The sequence below is a fragment of the Streptomyces sp. NPDC059080 genome (assembly GCF_042739975.1).
GTDB classification, from domain to species: domain Bacteria; phylum Actinomycetota; class Actinomycetes; order Streptomycetales; family Streptomycetaceae; genus Streptomyces; species Streptomyces benahoarensis.
Genome location: NZ_JBHYGX010000011.1, coordinates 1 through 16849, shown reverse-complemented (window position 1 = coordinate 16849; position 16849 = coordinate 1). Strand labels below are relative to the sequence as shown.

The following is a 16849-nucleotide window of genomic DNA, read 5'->3' as shown; positions in this document are numbered from 1 at the left end:
CCAGGTTCGCACGTTCTCTCGACCGGGGCGACGGGAAAGTGATGTCTGACAGGCTAGATGGCGAAAAGTCGGAGACGGTTGCGTGGCGTGGGCCACGCTGGCTCCGCGGGCCGCGGCCCGCATCGGTACCGCCGCTCATCGGCAGCGCCGGTGTCCTGGTCGGTCTGCTCGACATCGCCTCCGGCGTCTTCCCACGCTTCCGCCACAGCCGGATGCACGCCCTGGCCGAGGTGCTGCCGGGCGCGGTCAGCCCGCTCGCGGCCGCCGCCTCCCTCGTCGTCGGCATCCTGCTGCTCCTCCTGGCGCACGGCCTCAAACGGCGCAAGCGCCGGGCGTGGACGGCGGCGGTGGCGCTGCTGCCGGTCGGCACCGCCGCCCAGCTGGTGTACCGCCACTCGGCGTTCGGCGCGGTCCTCTCGCTGCTCCTGCTGGGGTTCCTGGTGTGGCACCGCAAGGAGTTCGCGGCGCTGCCCGATCCGCGCAGCCGCTGGAAGGCGCTGGCCAACGCGGTGGTGCTGGGCGGCGCGAGCTTCGGCATCGGCATGGTGATCGTCAGCTCGCACCCGAACCGCATCGTCGGCTCGCCGACCGTGTGGGAGCGCGCCCAGCACGTCCTGTGGGGACTGTGCGGCTTCGAGGGCCCCATCGCGTACACCCACCGCGTCGACTACACCGTCGGCTACTCGCTCGGCGCGCTCGGCCTGCTGACCGCCGCCACCACCGCCTACCTGGCGTTCCGGCCCGAGCATCCGGCGGCGCGGCTCACCGAGGACGACGAGCGGCGGCTGCGGGAGCTGCTGGAGCGGCACGGCGGCCGGGACTCGCTCGGCTATTTCGCGCTCCGCCGTGACAAGGGCGCCGTCTTCTCGCCGACCGGCAAGGCGGCCGTCTGCTACCGGGTGATCTCCGGGGTGATGCTCGCCAGCGGCGACCCGATCGGCGACGTCGAGGCGTGGCCCGGCGCCATCGAGCGGTTCATGGAGGTGGCGCGGGCGCACTCCTGGACGCCCGCGGTGACCGGCTGCAGCGAGACCGGCGGCCAGGTGTGGACCCGCGAGACCGGCATGGACGCCCTGGAGCTGGGCGACGAGGCGATCGTCGACGTCGCCGGCTTCACGCTCAGCGGCCGGTCGATGCGCAACGTCCGACAGATGGTCAAGCGCATCGAGCGCAACGGCTACGAGACCCGGGTGCGGCGGGTGCGGGACCTGGAGCCGGAGGAGCTGGCGCGCATCCAGCGGGCGGCCGACGCCTGGCGGGACACCGACACCGAGCGCGGCTTCTCCATGGCGCTGGGCCGGATCGACGCGGACGCCGACGGCGACGCGGTCATCGCCACCGCCCACCAGGCGCCGGAGGAGGGCGCGGAGCCCGGCCCGTTCGGTGACCTCAAGGCGATGCAGCACTACGTGCCGTGGGGCCGGGACGGCATCTCGCTGGAGCTGATGCGCCGCGACCGCTCGGCCGACCCGGGGATGAACGAGCTGCTGATCGTCGCCGCGCTCCAGGCCGCGCCGGAGCTGAAGATCGCGCGGGTGTCGCTGAACTTCGCGGTCTTCCGCTCGTCCCTGGAGCGCGGCGAGAAGCTGGGCGCCGGGCCGGTCATCCGGGTCTGGCGCGGGATGTTGATCTTCCTGTCGCGGTGGTACCAGATCGAGTCGCTGTACAAGTTCAACGACAAGTTCCAGCCGCGTTGGGAGCCCCGGTTCGTGGTCTTCCGGAACAGCCGCGACCTCCCGCGCATCGGGCTGGCCGCGCTCCAGGCCGAGGGCTATCTGGAGCTGCGGCTGCCGCGCGCGCTGCGCCGCCGGACGCCCGCCGAGCCCCTGCCCTGTGCGCATGTGCCGACGCCGCGGTCCGTTCCGGGCGCGGTCGAGCGGGCCGCCTGAGTACGGCGCGGTCCGGGATCGAGCGCGGTCCGGACGGCATCGTTCCGGCCGTTGGCGGCCCCCGTTCGGGTGGCCGGAACACCGCCTACGCTGGGGGCATGAATACCTTGCGTGACCGGGTGGCCGGACTGCCGGAGTGGGACCGCTGCGCGGTGATGGGCGTGGTCAACGTCACGCCCGACTCGTTCTCCGACGGTGGCGCGTGGTTCGACCCCGAGCTGGCCGTCAAACACGGCCTGGACCTGGTGGCGCAGGGGGCCGATCTGATCGACGTCGGCGGCGAGTCGACCCGGCCGGGCGCCGCGCGGGTCGACGAGGCCGAGGAGCTGCGCCGCGTCATACCGGTCGTCCGGGAGCTGGCCGCGGCGGGCGTGGTGGTCTCCGTCGACACCATGCGCGCCAGCGTCGCGGAGCAGGCGGTGGCGGCCGGTGCGCGGCTGGTCAACGACGTCAGCGCGGGCGCCGCGGACCCGGCGATGATCCCCGCGGTGGCGGCGGCGGGGACGCCGTTCGTGGTGATGCACTGGCGCGGCCAGTCCATCGACATGAACAACCGCGCGGTCTACGCGGACGTCGTCGGCGAGGTCGTCGACGAGCTGGCCCGCGGCGTGGAGCGGGCGGTGGCCGGCGGCATTGCCCCGGAGCGCCTCGTCATCGACCCGGGCCTGGGCTTCGCCAAGGAGGCGGCGCACGACCTGGCGCTGGTCGCGCACCTGCCCCGGCTGCGGGCGCTGGGCCGTCCGCTGCTGGTGGCCGCTTCACGGAAACGGTTCCTGGGCAGGGTGCTGGCGGGCGGCGAGGGCGCGGCGGCGCCGCCCGCGCGGGAGCGGGACGCGGCGACGGCGGCGGTATCGGCGCTGGTGGCGCGGGAGGGCGCCTGGGCCGTGCGGGTGCACGAGGTACGGGCGAGCGCGGACGCGGTACGGGTCGCCCGCGCGCTGGAGACCGCGGCGGATGACACACAGGACGACGCGACGGGAGCGGCGTGAGCGGCTTGGGCCCACGGACCGACATCGAGCTGGTCGAGCAGGCGAACACGGAGCTGTACGAGGCCGTGGAGCGCGGAGACCACGAGGCGCTGTCCGCGCTCTGGCTGGACGGACAGGTCAGCGTGGTGCACCCGGGGTGGCCGGTGTTGCGCGGCCGCGGCGAGGTGCTCCGCTCGTACGCGCTGATCATGGCGAACACCGAGTACATCCAGTTCTTCCTCACCGACGTCGAGGTCGATGTGATGGGAGACACTGCGCTGGTCACCTGCACCGAGAACATCCTCAGCGGTGGTCCGGCCGAGGACGACGGTTCGGTGGGGCCGCTGATCGGCCAGCTGGTCGTGGCGACCAATGTCTTCCGGCGTACGGAGGAGGGCTGGCGGGTGTGGTCGCACCACGGTTCGCCGGTGCTGACGGACGGCGAGGACGACGGGGACGACGACGGCCCGGCCGGTCCCGGTGAGGTCGCGGGCGGCGTCTGACGTGCGCTTTTCCGGTCGCCACGCCCGGCGGCCGGTGCGGTCCGGGGCGTACGGCGTTCGGGGGACGGCGTCAGCGGCCGGGGTCAGCGGGGCAGACGGCGGGCACCCGTTCGAGCCAAGTGCGGTGCGGGTAGGGGTGGGGTGTGCGGTCAGGGGTAAGAGGCCGCGCGGGCGGTCGTACGGCCGCCCCGGGCCCGGTTCGCAGGGCCGGTGCCTAGCAGCAGCGACGGGCCTTGTCCATAGCCCCCATGGGCAAGCGTTGTCGGTGCTCGCAGGTAGATTCGACAACGGGCGATGTGCCGGAGGCGTTCGGCGCGGGTCCGAAATCCGACGAGCAGGGGCGCCGCAGGTGCCAGACCGGTGGGAGTGATTCGCGTGGATCGTGTCGCGCTGCGTGGGCTGAAGGCCCGTGGGCACCACGGGGTGTTCCCCCGCGAACGCGAGGAGGGTCAGACCTTCCTCGTCGACCTGGTGCTGGGCCTGGACACCCGCCCGGCGGCGGCGACCGACGACCTCGCCAAGACCGTCCATTACGGCGTGGTGGCCGAGGAGGTGGTGGCGATCGTCGAGGGCGATCCGGTCGACCTCATCGAGACCCTCGCGGAGCGGATCGCCACCCAGTGCCTGAAGCACGAGGGGGTGCAGGAGGTGGAGGTCGTGGTGCACAAGCCGGACGCCCCGATCACCGTCCCCTTCGACGACGTGACCATTACCATCACCCGGAGCCGAGTATGAAGACCAGCAGCGACCCGACCGTCCAGCCGGTGCCCGCCTCCGTCGTCGAGCAGGTGGACGCGGCCGATGTGACGCTCTCCAACCCCAAACGCGCCGTCATCTCCCTCGGCAGCAATCTCGGCAACCGCCTGGAGACCCTCCAGGGCGCGATCGACGCGCTGGAGGACACCCCCGGCCTGCGGGTCAAGGCCGTCTCGCCGGTGTACGAGACCGAGCCGTGGGGCGTCGACCCGGACGCGCAGCCCGCGTACTTCAACGCCGTCGTGCTGATCAAGACGACGCTGCCCCCGGCGTCCCTGCTGGAGCGCGGCCACGCCATCGAGGAAGCCTTCGAGCGGGTGCGGGACGAGCGGTGGGGCCCGCGCACCATCGACGTCGACATCCTCGCCTACCAGGACGTCGTCTCCGACGACCCGCGGCTGACCCTGCCGCATCCGCGCGCCCATGAGCGGGCCTTCGTGCTGGTGCCGTGGCACGACGTCGATCCGTCCGCGGAGGTCCCCGGGCGCGGCCCGGTCGCCGAGCTGCTGGCCGGGGTCGGCAGCGAGGGCGTCGCGCTCCGTGCCGACCTGGAACTGCGGCTGCCCGAGTAATCGTTACGGCCTGGGCAGTTAGGCTTGCGGGTCCGCGCGGACCGCGCGGACGGTGACGGTCCGGCCGTTCCTGCCCGCCGGTGGGCGGCGGGAGGCCGTGCGGCGGGTCCGCCGTCGGCGTGGTTGCGTAGGACGTGAGCGTCGCGGTGCGGCGGGACGGATCGAACGGGACGGCCATGACGGCGCGAGGAGCGAATGCCCGGTGAAGCAGCTACGTATCAAGGTGCTGGTCGGGCTGTTCGTGGTGGCCGGGGTGCTGGCGTGGGCCGGTGCCCGGCTGTGGGACAGCTTCGGGAGCCTGCCGAGCGTCCCGGTGGCCGCGCCGATCGTGCTGGCGCTGATCGCCGCACTGCTGGGCTCGGCCGCCTTCTCGTTCCGCGCGCGGCTGCGCGCCCAACGTGAGCGGCGCCCCGGCGCCAAGGGCGTGGAGCCGCTGCTCGCCGCCCGCGTACTGGTCTTCGGGCAGGCCAGCGCCCTCGTCGCGGCGCTGGTCGCCGGACTCTACGGTGGCGTCGGCGTCTTCCTGCTGACCACCGGCCTCGACTCCGGCCCCCGCCGCGACCAGACGATCTACGCCGGACTGTCGGTCCTGGCGGGCGCCGCCGTGATCGCCGCGGCTCTCTTCCTGGAACGTGTCTGCAAGCTGCCGGAGGACGAGGACATGGACGGGCCGGGGCCCACGTCGGTGTGAGTGCCGGGGCCGGTCGCCCCGCGGCGTCCCCGTGTCGTCCCTCCCGTTCCGCCCCGGGCCCGCGCCGTTCGATGCGCGGGCCTTCCGTAGGACCGGGCGCGGGTGATCAGGCGCGGGGAACGGTGTCCAGGGTGACCGTCTCGCGGGTGGTCCCGGCCGTGTCGGCGGTGGTCGCGCGGCGCAGCGCGGCGTGCAGCCCGCCGGGTGTGAGGACGCCCGCGTAGCGCCCCTCGTCGAGGACGGCTATCCACCCGGCGTCGTGGCCCAGCAGCGCCCCGAACGCCTCCCGCAGCGGCGCGCCCACCGGCAGCGTGGCGTCCATGGGGCGGGCGTGGTCGCCGACGGTGGCACCGTCCGGGCCGTCGCCGGTGAGCGCGGCGGCGGGCACCCAGCCGTACGGTGCCGCGTCGCCGTCCAGGACGACCGCCCAGGAGGCGCCGTCGGCGGCCAGCGCGGCGGCGGCGCGGCCGGCCGGGTCGTCGAGACGGACGATCGGCCGCTCCTCCAGATCACCGGACTCGACGGGCGTGACCGAGAGCCGCTTGATGCCGCGGTCCGCGCCGACGAACTCGGCGACGTACGGGGTTGCGGGGGCGCCGAGGACGGCTGCGGGGGTGTCGAACTGTTCGATCCGGCCGTGCCCGTAGACGGCGATGCGGTCGCCGAGGCGGATCGCTTCCTCGATGTCGTGGGTGACGAAGAGGACGGTTTTGTGGAGGGTGCGCTGGAGGTGGCGGAACTCGTTCTGGAGGTGTTCGCGGATGACGGGGTCGACGGCGCCGAAGGGTTCGTCCATGAGGAGGACGGGTGGGTCGGCGGCGAGGGCGCGGGCGACGCCGACGCGTTGGCGTTGTCCGCCGGAGAGCTGGTCGGGGTAGCGGTGTCCGTAGACGGTGGGGTCGAGGCCGACGAGGTCGAGGAGTTCCGCCGCCCGCTCCCGCGCCTTCTTCCGCGGGGTGCCCAACAAGTGGGGAACGGTCGCGGTGTTGTCCAGGACGGTCTTGTGCGGGAAGAGCCCGGTCTGCTGGATGACGTAGCCGATGCGGCGGCGCAGCTCCACGGGGTCGGTGTCCGCGATGTCCTCGCCGTCGACGCGGATGGTGCCCTCGGTCGGGTCGATGAGCCGGTTGACCATCTTCATCGTGGTGGTCTTGCCGCAGCCCGACGGGCCGACGAGGGTGACGAGTTCGCCCTCCGTGACCTCGAAGGAGAGGTCGTCGACGGCGGTCGTCCCGTCCTGGTAGCGCTTGGTGACGTGCTCGAAGCGGATCATGCTTTCCCTCGTTGTGGACGGCCCCATTGTGGGCAGAAGCGCGTGAACGCGGTGTGGCGGACACATGGCGGGCCGGGCCGGATGTCAGTGGTGGGGGATAGGGTCGCAGACAGTTACCGAAAATGTGAGCGACAGGGCGGGGGAGGTGACGGCGGATGAGCGTGCCGTGGAGCGACGTGACGGCGGCCGCCTGGCCGTCCGGGCAGGTGCCGGCGGATCCGGGAGGTTCCTGGGTAGCGCAGGCCGCGGGGCCGGGCGGCCCCGACTGCCTGGTGGCCAACGACTGGATCTGCGACGCCTACCTACGCACCCGCAGCCATGAGTTGCTGGACGCCACCGTGCAGCACATCGGCATCACCGTGGCCTCCGTGGTCCTCGGGCTGCTGATCGCCTTTCCGCTGGCGCTGCTCGCCCGGCGGCGCCGCGCGGTCGCGGGCGCGGTGCTGGGGCTGACGACGGTCCTCTACACCATTCCGTCGCTGGCGATGTTCGCGCTGCTGACCCCGGTCTTCGGGGTCTCCGTCGCGGTCGTCGTCACGGGCCTGGTGCTGTACTCCCTGACGATCCTGGTCCGCAACATCCTCGCCGGGCTCGACGCGGTGCCCGCCGAGGTCCGCGAGGCGGCCCGCGGGATGGGGTACGGCCCGGTCCGGATGCTGTTCGGGGTCGAACTTCCGCTGGCGCTCCCGGCGCTGGTCGCCGGGATACGGATCGCCACGGTCTCGACGGTCGCGATGACGACGATCGGCTCCGTCGTCGGCTTCGGCGGCCTGGGGAACCTCATCGCCAGCGGCCTGGAGGGCTTCTTCAAGGCCGAGGTGCTGACCGCCTCGGTGCTCTGCGTCCTGCTGGCCGTCGCGGCGGACCTGCTGCTGATGACGGTGCAACGGCTGCTGACGCCGTGGACCCGGCCGCGGGCCGGGGCCGGGCCGGGCGGTCGGCGTGCCCGGGCGACGAAGGCGGTGGCCTGACGATGGACGCGCTCACGGGTGCCTGGCAATGGCTGACGACGGCCGCCAACTGGGCGGGCGAGAAGGGCGTCTGGCACCGGCTGGCCGAGCATGTGCAGATCAGCGCGGTCTGCCTGCTGCTCTCCTGTCTGGTGGCGCTGCCGGTGGCGCTCTGGCTGGGCCATATCGGCAAGGGCGGGGCGCTGGCGGTCAACCTCTCCAACGTCGGGCGGGCGGTGCCGACGTTCGCGGTGCTGGTGCTGCTGACGCTCGGTCCGCTCGGCAGTCAGGGGGAGTGGCCCACGGTCATCGCGCTGGTGCTGTTCGCGATACCGCCGCTGCTGACCAACGCCTACCTCGGCATACGCGAGGCCGACCGGGACGTCGTCGAGGCGGCCCGCGGCATGGGCATGTCCGGCCCGCAGCTCCTGCTGCGCGTCGAACTTCCCCTCGCCTACCCGCTGCTGATGACCGGGCTGCGGTCCGCGGCCGTCCAGATCGTCGCGACGGCCACGCTGGCGGCGATGGCGGGCGGCGGCGGGCTCGGCCGCATCATCACCGCGGGCTTCGGCAACTACGACACCGCGCAGGTCGTCGCCGGGGCCGTCCTGGTGGCCGCGCTGGCGCTGGCCGTCGAGGGCGTCATGGTCGCCGTCGACCGGCTCTGCGACCCGATGCGCGGGCGCCGCCGGGCCCCCCGGTCCGGCCGCGGGTCACGAGCCCGGCGCGGCGAGCGGGATGACCACGCGGTGGCGGTCGGCGGCGCGGCCTGACGCGCCCACCCGCAGGGCGGATCCGAACCCGCAGATCCGAACCCGCGGATCCGAACCCGCGGATCCGAACCCGCGGATCCGAACCCGCGGATCCGAACCCGCGGATCCGAACCGGCAGATCCGAACCAGACAAAGTGAAGGATGGGTCCATGAGCAGCACATCGCGTGGGGCGCGGACCGCGCTCGCCGCGGGCACGGTGGTCGCGCTGGCGGCGGCTCTGGCCGCCTGCGGTGGCCAGAGCCTGGAGGGCAAGGGAGCGGCGCACGGAAAGGGCGGCGGCAAGGGCGAAATCGTCGTCGGCTCGGCCGCTTTCACCGAGTCGAAGGTGCTCGCGCAGATGTATTCCAAGCTTCTGGGGGCCGCCGGATACGACGCCCGCATCCAGACGCTCGACAATCGCGAACTGTATGAACCGGCCCTGGAGAAGGGCCAGATCGACGTCGTCCCCGAATATGCCTCCACGCTCGCCGAATTCCTCAACGCGAAGACGAACGGAGCGAAGGCGAAGCCCGTCGCCTCCGGCGACATCGGCGAGACCGTCACGGCGCTGAAGAAGCTCGCCGCCCCGCGCGGTCTCAAGGTGCTCCCGGCGGGCGCCGCCGCAGATCAGAACGGTTTCGCGGTCACCACCGAATTCGCCGCGAAGCACAAGCTGAAGACCCTCTCCGACCTCGGCGCGTCCGGGCAGAAGGTCACGCTCGCCGCCGGTGAGGAGTGCGAGACCAGGCCGTTCTGCAAGCCGGGGCTGGAGAAGACGTACGACATATCCGTCGCCGGCATCGATCCGAAGGGCGTGGGCTCCCCGTCGTCCAAACAGGCCGTCAAGGAAGGTACCGATCAGGTGGTTCTGACCACGACGACGGACGCCACCCTCGACAACTTCGGGCTGGTCCTCCTCGCCGACGACAAGAAGCTGCAGAACGCCGACAATGTGCTGCCCGTCGTGAATGCCAAAAGCGCAGGTGACAAGGGAATCGAGGCGGCGCTCGACAAGCTCACACAGGTCCTCACCACCAAAGATCTGATCAACTTGAACCGTAAGGTCGACGCCGAGCGGCTCAAGCCCGAGGAGGTCGCGCAGACTTACCTGGAGGCCAAGGGCCTGCTGAAGAAGTAACCACCGGGAAACGGATTGGTGGGCGGGGCCCCATCGGCCCCGGGCGCACGGTAAGTTTCTGGCCATGCCACGAGGACGCCACCGCCATTCACCACCCCTCCACCGGCTGCTTCCTCCCTCCTCGGTCGCCGGAGCGTCGATCGTCTGCGCCGCCGGAACATGGTTCGTCGGCGACGACCTGGTGCAGCGGGTGCTCGCCGCCGGGGCCGCGGGTGCCGCGGTCACCGGCGCGGTGCTGCTGCGCGCCTGGGACCGCAAGGCCGGCAAGCGCGTCGCCGAGCTGGGCCGCGCGCGCGTCCGCGACGAGTGGCGCACCGAGGAGCGGATCGCCGAACTCGAGTCGGACGCCGAGGAGTCCCGCGAGATCCGCGCCGCCCTGGACACCAAGCTCCGCGCCAAGCGCGCCGAGCTGGCCCGGCTGCGCACCGAACACGCAGATCTGCTGCGCCGCTACGCCACCTCCGAGACCGAGCGGGCCGGAGTCCTGGAGCACCGCCGTCAGCTCGCCATAGAGGCGACGGCACCCGCCGCGGCGCTGCCCGCGCCCGCCGGAGCCCCGGCACCGGAGCGCACCGAGGAGGACGCCGCCCCGGCCGCCACCGGCGGGACGCCCCGTCAGGACGCGGCGACGCGCCCCGGATCCGGCGGCCCGGCCGCGCAGCGGCGCCCCGCCCCGGCCACGTTCGCGCAGGCCGACCAGGCGCTCCGGCAGCTGGCCCGGAACGCCGCCCGGCAGCGCGGTGCCCGTACGGAGAACACCGGCGGCGACCGCCCGAGTGGCGCCCGTCCGGAGAACACCCGCGGCGACCGCCCGCGCGGCAGGCACGCGGCCCCGGCCGCCGGACCCGAGGCGACCCCGCCCGCCGGGCCGTCGCTGCGGCCCGTCCCGGCGGCCGCCGCGGCCGTCGCCCCGCCCGCCGCAGCCCGCCCCCCGGCCTCCCGCGAGATCGGCGGCTTCGACTTCTTCGGCAACGCGACGCCTCCGGCGCTGCCCGCGCCCATGGAGGAGGACCTGGCCGACGTCGTGGGCGACGAGGCCATAGCCGAGCAGACCGTCCGCGCCACCGCCCGGCTGCGGCCGGCGGAGCCGGAGAACGGGGCGCAGGCGGGGGCGGCCGAGGCCGCTCCGCAGGCCGCCGCCACCGAGGCCGGGGCCGATGCGGGAGCCGCCGCTTCCGTGGCAGAGGTCCCGGCTCCGGCCTCCGCCCCCGACGACGCTCAGGGCGCGGACCCCGAGGGCACGGCCACCGACGGCGCGGCCCTGGAAGCCACTGCCCCGGAAGCCACTGCCCCGGAAGGCACGGCTCCCGACGGCACGGCTCCCGAAGGCGCAGCCGAGACGGACGCCGCAGGTCAGGACGGTCAGACAGGTCAGGAAGGTCAGGACGGCCAGGACGGTCCCGAGAAGGACGGCGTAGGCGAGGTCATCGACCTCACCGCCCACGACGACACGGAACAGCTCGACCTGGCCGGTCTCCGCACCGCCATCTCGTAGCCCGAGCCCGAGCCCGAGCCCGAGCCCGAGCCCGAGCCCGAGCCCGAGCCCGAGCCCGTAACACGGGCCCGTAGGCAACACATCGGCCCCTCCCCGAATCCCCGGGGAGGGGCCGATGCCGTACGCGCGATCCGCTCGCCGAACTACTCATCGGTCCGGCCTACTTGTCGATATCCCCGACCACGAAGAACAGCGAGCCCAGGATCGCCACCATGTCCGCGACCAGCGTGCCCGGGAGGAGTTCCGTCAGGGCCTGGATGTTGTTGTACGACGCGGAGCGCAGCTTCAGGCGGTACGGGGTCTTCTCGCCCTTGGAGACGAGGTAGTAGCCGTTGATGCCGAGCGGGTTCTCCGTCCACGCGTACGTCGCGCCCTCGGGGGCCTTCAGCACCTTCGGCAGCCGCTGGTTGATCGGGCCGGGAGGCAGCTCCGCGAGGCGGTCCAGGCAGGCGTCGGCGAGGTCGAGGGAGTTGTGGCTCTGGTCCAGCAGGCATTCGAAGCGGGCCAGGCAGTCGCCCTCCTCCCGCGTGACGACCCGCAGCGTGTCCCGCAGCTCCCCGTAGGCGAGGTACGGCTCGTCGCGCCGCAGGTCGAAGTCGACGCCGGACGCCCGCGCGATCGGCCCGGACACCCCGTACGCGTGCACCGCCTCCTGCGACAGGACGCCGATGCCGCGGGTGCGGCCGCGGAAGATCTCGTTGCCCAGCACCAGATCGTCGAAGACGCCCATCCGCGAACGGACCTGCGCGACGGTGTGCCGGGCGCGGCCCAGCCAGCCCGCGGGCAGGTCCTCCTTGAGGCCGCCGACGCGGTTGAACATGTAGTGCATCCGGCCGCCGGAGACCTCCTCCATGACCGTCTGCAACTCTTCCCGCTCCCGGAATGCGTAGAAGACCGGCGTGATGCCGCCCAGCTCCAGCGGGTACGAGCCGAGGAACATCAGGTGGTTGAGGACGCGGTTCAGCTCCGCCAGCAGCGTTCGCGTCCACACGGCCCGCTCGGGGACCTCCATGCCGAGCATCCGCTCGACGCCGAGGACCACGCCCAGTTCGTTGGAGAACGCGGACAGCCAGTCGTGGCGGTTGGCGAGCATGATGATCTGGCGGTAGTCGCGCGCCTCGAACAGCTTCTCCGCGCCCCGGTGCATATAGCCGATCACCGGCTCCGCGTGCCGGATCCGCTCGCCGTCCAGCACCAGACGCAGCCGCAGCACGCCGTGCGTGGAGGGGTGTTGCGGGCCGATGTTCAACACCATGTCGGTGCTCTCCGCCGCGCCGCCGATGCCGACCGTCGTCTCCGTCATGGGAACAGTCTCGCGCACGCCAGGGGGCGGCCGGAAACCCCCTCCGCGCGGGCCGGGCCCTGGGGCGCGCCCCTTCCCGTACCGCTCACGCCTCCGGACGCAGCAGTTCCGCGCAGTCCGGGCCGACCGGCTCGACCAGCCAGCCGAAGCCGCCGAGACCCGCCGGGTCGGTCAGCTCCGCGGCGGCACCCGCGGCCGACAGGGCCCGTACGTACCCGGCGGGATCGGTGGACGCGAGGGCGAGCGGCGGGCGGCGGCCCGTCACGCCCAGGGAGCGCAGGGCGGCCCGCTGGGACAGCAGGCGGCCCGTCGGCCCGGCGCACGCGTCGAGCGCCACATGGGCGGTCACATCGGCCGTGCCGTCCGGGACCGGCGGGACCTCGCGGCCCGCCCGGAAGCCGGTGAGCGTACCGAACGGCGGGCGGTCCGCCCGCGTGTGCGCGTAGTCGGCGGCGACCGCCAGCCCGGCGCGCAGCGAACGGACCGCCCGCGCCCACGCCGCGTCCCGGGACCGCCCGATCTCGCCGCGCGTCCCGGGGGCGGGCGGCGGCACGTCCGGCGGACGCAGCGCCTCGGGGGCGAGCGTCGGCCACCACCGGGCGAGCCAGTCGGCGTCCGGACCGTCGACCGGCTCGCCCGGCCGCTCCGTACCGTCCGCCCGGACCAGCACCCGGCGCACCACACCGTCCCCGTCCGCCGCCACGACATCGACGGGGACGTTGTCCAGCCACTCGTTCGCGAAGAGCAGCCCGACGGCCGAACCCGGCTCCGGCAACCGCGCCGACCAGCGGATCCGCGCGTCCAGACCGGCCGGGCGGGCGGCCCGCTCCACGGCGTACGGGCGGAGCCGCGCCAGCAGACCGGGGTCCGCGTCCGGCGCGGTGAGCACGCCGGTCAGCAGCTCGCCGTGCCCGGCGCCCACGTCGATGAGCGCCAGCTCGTCCGGGTGCCCGAGTGCGGCGTCCACGTCCCGCAGCAGCCGCGCGACCGCCCCGGCGAACAGCGGCGAGGCATGCACCGACGTACGGAAATGACCCGCGGGGCCGGGGCCGCCGGGCCGGGTGTAGAAACCGTCGGGCCCGTACAGGGCCGCCTCCGCCGCGTCCCGCCAGCCGCACCACTCGCTCGTCACGGGGCCACGGTACGGGGCGCCGCACGATGCGCGGACGGGGCCGGGGCGGCACGGGGGGACGGTGTGGACAGGGCGGGGGCCGGGCGTGAGGCCGAGGGGACGCGGTGTCGGGTGTCGGGGCGGCGCGTGCGCCGGGGTCCGCGCGGCCCGGGGCCGGTTCGCCCTCCTCCCCGTCCACGTGCCGTCTCCACCTTCCGGAGTAGGGCCGTCCGACAGGATCGCTCCTCGGGTTGACCCCTCCGCCCGCACGTCCTGCCTACGCTGGGTGACGTGCAGCGTCTCTACGACTTCTTCCGCCGGCACCCCACGGGGGTGGACACCTTCTGGGCGGTCCTCCTCCTGGCGTTCAACGGTCTGTGGGTCTTGTCGCTGGAGGGAACGGCGACGATCGTCGCGATCCCCGTCACCCTCGGTCTCTGCGCCGTCATCGCGCTGCGCCGCAAATGGCCCGAGTGGATGCTGCTGCTGACCGTCCTCATCGGTCTCTTCCAGCTGATCTTCCATGTGAGTTTCAACCCGGGCGATTTCGCGATGCTCGTCATCGTCTACACCGTCGCCTCCGGCACCACCCGCTGGGCGTCCCGGTTCGCGCTGACCGGCGCCTGCCTCGCGCCCAGCCTCTTCCTGATGCGCTTCGGCGAACCCACTCCCCAGCGGTCCCCCTGGGCGACGGCGTTCGTCGCCGTGCTGCTCACCGTCCCCTTCGTCCTCGCCTGGGTGCTCGGTGACTCCGTCCGCACCCGGCGCGCGTACTGGGCGCAGCTCCAGGAGAAGGCGGACCGGCTGGAGAAGGAACGCGAGGCACAGGCCCGCATCGCCGTCGCCGCCGAACGCGCCCGCATCGCCCGCGAACTCCACGACGTCGTCGCCCACAACGTCTCCGTCATGGTCGTCCAGGCCGACGGCGCCGCCTACGTCCTCGACAGCGCGCCCGACCAGACCCGGCAGGCGCTGGAGACCATCTCCGGCACCGGACGGCAGGCCCTGGCCGAGATGCGGCGGCTGCTCGGCGTGCTGCGCACCGGCGAACAGCCCGAGAGCGGCGAGTACGTCCCGCAGCCCGGCGTGGAGCAGCTCACCGACCTCATCGACCAGGTGCGCGGCGCGGGACTGCCGGTCGACTTCCGGGTCGACGGCACGCCGCGGCCGCTGCCCAGCGGCGTCGCGCTCACCGCGTACCGCATCGTGCAGGAAGCCCTCACCAACACCCGCAAGCACGGCGGACCGGACGTGGGCGCCACGGTCCGCCTCACCTACGGGGACGCCGAACTGGAACTCCTCATCGAGGACGACGGCCGCGGCGCGCAGCGCGAACTGTACGAGGAGGGCGGCGCCGACGGCCTCGGCCACGGCCTCATCGGGATGCGCGAACGGGTCGGCATGGTCGGCGGCAGCCTGGAGGCGGGCCCGTGCGACGGCGGCGGGTTCCGCATCGACGCGGTGCTGCCGCTGCGGCCCGAACGGTGAGGACCGCGGGCGGATTCCGGCGGTGAGGTCCGTCGGTGGGTTCTCCCAGTGCGTTCGCCGTGTTCCCCGTGTTCCCCGTGTTCGCCGTGTTCGCCGTGTTCCCCGTGTTCCCTACATTCTGTGGGTTCTGTGCGTCCGTGGGTGGGGGCCGTCGGGGCTGCCGCCGCCCGTGGCGTGGTTCCATTCGTCTCGTCCGTCCCGACCCGTCTCCCGCGCCCCGTGCGCTGCCGTTCCGCATCCGAAGGGAACCCCCTGCCATGACCATCCGTGTGATGCTCGTCGACGATCAGGCGCTGCTGCGTACCGGATTCCGGATGGTGCTGGCGGCGCAGCCCGACATGGAGGTCGTCGCCGAGGCGGGGAACGGCGTGGAGGCGCTGGAGGTGCTGCGCGCCACGAAGGTCGACGTGATCCTCATGGACGTCCGGATGCCGCATCTGGACGGCGTCGAGGCGACGCGGCGGATCTGCGGCGACGGCCGCGCCGAGAACGCGCCGAAGGTGCTGATCCTGACCACCTTCGACCTCGACGAGTACGCGTTCTCCGCGCTCAAGGCCGGGGCCAGCGGCTTCATGCTCAAGGACGTGCCGCCGGGCGAACTGCTCACCGCGATCCGCGCCGTGCACAGCGGCGACGCGGTCGTCGCGCCGTCGACCACCCGTCGGCTGCTGGACCGGTTCACGCCGATGCTGCCCGCCACCAACACCGAGTCGGCCCGCCCCGAACTGGGCCGCCTGACGGAGCGCGAGCGGGAGGTCCTGCTGCTGGTCGCCCAGGGCCTGTCGAACGGTGAGATCGCGGCGCGGCTGGTGCTCTCCGAGGCCACCGTCAAGACCCATGTCGGCCGCATCCTGACCAAGCTGAGCCTCCGCGACCGCGTCCAGGCCGTGGTCCTCGCGTACGAGTCGGGGCTGGTGCGGGCGGGCGGCGGGGGGCCGGTGGGGTGAGTTGTCCGCCGGGCCGGGCGGGCCGTTGCCCTCGTCCTCGGGGCCGTGGCGGGGCCCTCACTTCCGGGCGGCGTGCCGGGTGGCCTGCTCCGAGTGGGTGATTCTCAGCGGCCCGGGCGACGGCGCCCGGCGCGACGCCTTGACGGGGACACGTAAACAAGAGCAGATTGGGCCCGCTCGGTAAGGAAACTTTCCTCATCGAAGGGTTCCCCAGTGCGGACAAGAAACCTTGCTCTCGCCACCGTCGCCGGCGCCACGCTGCTCACCGCAGCCGCCCTGCCGGCCTCCGCCCAGGCCACCGCGCCCACCGCCGCCACGGCCCACCCCGTACAGGAAGGCAGCGTCCGCGCCGCCGACCTGCTGGCCAAACTCAAGGACTGCCACCAGATCTCCCACGGCAAGTACCGCACCGACGAGGAGACCTCCGCCACGGTCCCCGTCTGCGGCAAGAACGGCGCGGTCTTCTGGAAAGCCGACATGGACATCGACTGTGACGGCCAGATCACCGACCAGTGCAACGAACGGACCGACCCCTGGTTCCAGGACGACACCCGGTTCCACCAGTCGGACGACAAACCGCTCAACGCCGCCGAGCTGCCGTTCGTCGTCGTGCCCAGCTCCAGCAGCATCTGGGACTACACCAAGGACGGGATCAAGGGCGGCGGCGTCGTCGCCGTCCTCTACAACAACCAGGTCGAATACGCCGTCGTCGGGGACACCGGCCCCGACAAGATCATCGGCGAGGCGTCCTACGCGACCGCCAAGAGCCTGGGCATAGACCCCGACCCGGAGACCGGCGGCGCCGACTCGGGCGTCACCTACATCCTCTTCAAGAACTCCCAGGCATCGCCCATCGAGAGCCATGGCGACGCGGTCAGCCGGGGGGATGAACTGGCCAAGAAGTTCTTGCAGGAGAACTGAGGGGGCGGTTCGGGGCGGGTGGGGGGCGGGGGGCGGGGGGGGGGGGGGCCCGGGGGGGGGGGGGGCGGGGCGGGGGGGGGGGGGGGGGCGC

At 73.1% G+C, this 16849-nt stretch carries 16 protein-coding genes; 13 read left to right on the top strand and 3 right to left on the bottom strand.

The features are described from left to right. The first annotated feature begins 41 nt into the window (after positions 1-41). The 6 genes from ACFWWQ_RS11630 (at position 42) to ACFWWQ_RS11605 (ending at position 5379) form a co-directional block, all read left to right on the top strand. A complete protein-coding gene (locus ACFWWQ_RS11630) occupies positions 42-1889 on the top strand; it encodes a phosphatidylglycerol lysyltransferase domain-containing protein (protein WP_384593949.1) in 1848 nt (615 codons plus the stop codon). Positions 1890-1987: 98 nt separating this feature from the next. Continuing rightward, positions 1988-2878 (top strand): dihydropteroate synthase, encoded by an 891-nt coding sequence (gene folP / locus ACFWWQ_RS11625; protein WP_384593946.1) that lies wholly within the window; start codon positions 1988-1990, stop codon positions 2876-2878. 5 nt (positions 2879-2883) lie between these two features. After that, entirely contained in the window at positions 2884-3360 is a 477-nt protein-coding gene (locus ACFWWQ_RS11620; RefSeq protein WP_384594393.1) for a nuclear transport factor 2 family protein, read from the top strand. A 375-nt stretch (positions 3361-3735) separates the two neighbouring features. Beyond that, entirely contained in the window at positions 3736-4095 is a 360-nt protein-coding gene (gene folB, locus ACFWWQ_RS11615) for a dihydroneopterin aldolase (protein ID WP_030288515.1), read from the top strand. Then, the gene (gene folK / locus ACFWWQ_RS11610; protein ID WP_384593942.1) at positions 4092-4688 is read left to right on the top strand and encodes a 2-amino-4-hydroxy-6-hydroxymethyldihydropteridine diphosphokinase; all 597 of its coding nucleotides are present in this window, start codon (positions 4092-4094) and stop codon (positions 4686-4688) included. Before folB ends, folK begins: the two co-directional genes overlap by 4 nt. 202 nt (positions 4689-4890) lie before the next feature. Further along, on the top strand, positions 4891-5379 hold the full coding sequence (locus ACFWWQ_RS11605; protein WP_384593939.1) for a DUF3180 domain-containing protein: 489 nt from the start codon (positions 4891-4893) through the stop codon (positions 5377-5379). Between the two features lie 106 nt (positions 5380-5485). Here the strand turns inward: ACFWWQ_RS11605 and ACFWWQ_RS11600 are convergent, their stop codons facing one another. Beyond that, positions 5486-6652, bottom strand: a complete 1167-nt coding sequence (locus tag ACFWWQ_RS11600; RefSeq protein ID WP_384593936.1) for an ABC transporter ATP-binding protein — start codon at positions 6650-6652, stop codon at positions 5486-5488. A gap of 155 nt (positions 6653-6807) precedes the next feature. Here ACFWWQ_RS11600 and ACFWWQ_RS11595 point away from each other — a divergent pair, with 155 nt between their 5' ends. From ACFWWQ_RS11595 to ACFWWQ_RS11580, 4 genes are all read left to right on the top strand, one after another. Next, positions 6808-7623 (top strand): ABC transporter permease, encoded by an 816-nt coding sequence (locus ACFWWQ_RS11595; protein ID WP_384593933.1) that lies wholly within the window; start codon positions 6808-6810, stop codon positions 7621-7623. A gap of 2 nt (positions 7624-7625) precedes the next feature. Continuing rightward, entirely contained in the window at positions 7626-8375 is a 750-nt protein-coding gene (locus ACFWWQ_RS11590) for an ABC transporter permease (protein WP_384593930.1), read from the top strand. A 149-nt stretch (positions 8376-8524) separates the two neighbouring features. After that, positions 8525-9493 carry an ABC transporter substrate-binding protein gene (locus tag ACFWWQ_RS11585; protein WP_384593927.1) on the top strand — a complete coding sequence of 323 codons (969 nt, stop codon included), beginning with the start codon at positions 8525-8527 and terminating at the stop codon, positions 9491-9493. Positions 9494-9557: 64 nt separating this feature from the next. Next, entirely contained in the window at positions 9558-10988 is a 1431-nt protein-coding gene (locus ACFWWQ_RS11580; protein WP_384593924.1) for a hypothetical protein, read from the top strand. Positions 10989-11148: 160 nt separating this feature from the next. Here ACFWWQ_RS11580 and ACFWWQ_RS11575 read toward each other — a convergent pair whose 3' ends face one another. After that, on the bottom strand, positions 11149-12291 hold the full coding sequence (locus ACFWWQ_RS11575) for an NADH-quinone oxidoreductase subunit D (protein WP_143941035.1): 1143 nt from the start codon (positions 12289-12291) through the stop codon (positions 11149-11151). 85 nt (positions 12292-12376) lie between these two features. Then, the gene (locus ACFWWQ_RS11570; RefSeq protein ID WP_384593921.1) at positions 12377-13423 is read right to left on the bottom strand and encodes an SAM-dependent methyltransferase; all 1047 of its coding nucleotides are present in this window, start codon (positions 13421-13423) and stop codon (positions 12377-12379) included. 270 nt (positions 13424-13693) lie between these two features. On the opposite strand from ACFWWQ_RS11570, the gene ACFWWQ_RS11565 reads away from it, so the two are divergent. The 3 genes from ACFWWQ_RS11565 (at position 13694) to ACFWWQ_RS11555 (ending at position 16758) form a co-directional block, all read left to right on the top strand. Further along, complete coding sequence (locus ACFWWQ_RS11565) at positions 13694-14890, top strand: sensor histidine kinase (RefSeq protein WP_384593918.1); 1197 nt, start codon at positions 13694-13696, stop codon at positions 14888-14890. Positions 14891-15147: 257 nt separating this feature from the next. Further along, complete coding sequence (locus ACFWWQ_RS11560; RefSeq protein ID WP_384593915.1) at positions 15148-15837, top strand: response regulator; 690 nt, start codon at positions 15148-15150, stop codon at positions 15835-15837. A gap of 213 nt (positions 15838-16050) precedes the next feature. Next, a complete protein-coding gene (locus tag ACFWWQ_RS11555) occupies positions 16051-16758 on the top strand; it encodes a glycoside hydrolase family 75 protein (RefSeq protein WP_384593912.1) in 708 nt (235 codons plus the stop codon). Positions 16759-16849 lie beyond the last annotated feature (91 nt).

Excerpts from the sequence above, each read along its gene's own strand:
- ACFWWQ_RS11560 (WP_384593915.1), top strand. The coding sequence starts at position 15,148 with ATGACCATCCGTGTGATGCTCGTCGACGATCAGGCGCTGCTGCGTACC.
- ACFWWQ_RS11575 (WP_143941035.1), bottom strand. The coding sequence starts at position 12,291 with ATGACGGAGACGACGGTCGGCATCGGCGGCGCGGCGGAGAGCACCGAC.
- ACFWWQ_RS11585 (WP_384593927.1), top strand. The coding sequence starts at position 8,525 with ATGAGCAGCACATCGCGTGGGGCGCGGACCGCGCTCGCCGCGGGCACG.
- ACFWWQ_RS11630 (WP_384593949.1), top strand. The coding sequence starts at position 42 with ATGTCTGACAGGCTAGATGGCGAAAAGTCGGAGACGGTTGCGTGGCGT.
- ACFWWQ_RS11590 (WP_384593930.1), top strand. The coding sequence starts at position 7,626 with ATGGACGCGCTCACGGGTGCCTGGCAATGGCTGACGACGGCCGCCAAC.
- ACFWWQ_RS11600 (WP_384593936.1), bottom strand. The coding sequence starts at position 6,652 with ATGATCCGCTTCGAGCACGTCACCAAGCGCTACCAGGACGGGACGACC.
- ACFWWQ_RS11580 (WP_384593924.1), top strand. The coding sequence starts at position 9,558 with ATGCCACGAGGACGCCACCGCCATTCACCACCCCTCCACCGGCTGCTT.
- ACFWWQ_RS11595 (WP_384593933.1), top strand. The coding sequence starts at position 6,808 with ATGAGCGTGCCGTGGAGCGACGTGACGGCGGCCGCCTGGCCGTCCGGG.
- folK (WP_384593942.1), top strand. The coding sequence starts at position 4,092 with ATGAAGACCAGCAGCGACCCGACCGTCCAGCCGGTGCCCGCCTCCGTC.
- folP (WP_384593946.1), top strand. The coding sequence starts at position 1,988 with ATGAATACCTTGCGTGACCGGGTGGCCGGACTGCCGGAGTGGGACCGC.